General features: G+C 61.7%; 1 protein-coding gene. It reads left to right on the forward strand.

What is annotated here, in order from left to right:
- Window positions 1–481: hypothetical protein (locus AB1462_RS31755; RefSeq protein WP_367249043.1), on the forward strand; the 481-nt coding region annotated here is incomplete at both ends.

Genomic DNA, 481 nt, shown 5'->3' on the forward strand with positions numbered 1-481 from the left:
TGACGATTCTGCAAACAATGGTGGCGGCGGAAACACTTCCGCCGCTTCGCCGGGCTCCATCGACAGCATCATAACGCAGCCGGACGGCGACAGTCCGGCTGCAACCGCCGATGCGCCGCGCGGCACTGGCGAGCCGCCAAGAACATTCGGCACGATCCGCGTCGACAAGGATGGCAATGTCCTAAGCGGAAGCGTTGAAGACAACGCGATCAGCTCCGCACCGAGCGGCAATGCACCATCAGCCGGAAATGGCTCTGACGACACCACGGTTGCAGCCCTGCCCTCGACGAACGACCCGGAAGAGCTCTACCGCAACTCCTACCAGTTCATCCTGTCCGGTGACTACGGAACCGCCGAAGCCGGCTTCCGCGACCACATCGCCCGTTTCCCGAAAGATGCCAAAGCCGCCGATGCGCATTTCTGGCTGGGTGAATCGTTGCTCGGACAGCAGAAATACCGCGATGCGGCGGAAGTGTTCCTT

Origin of the sequence: Pseudomonas sp. SB113 (assembly GCF_040754745.1) — a bacterium.
In the GTDB taxonomy this organism is placed as follows: Bacteria; Pseudomonadota; Gammaproteobacteria; order Pseudomonadales; family Pseudomonadaceae; genus Aquipseudomonas; species Aquipseudomonas grimontii.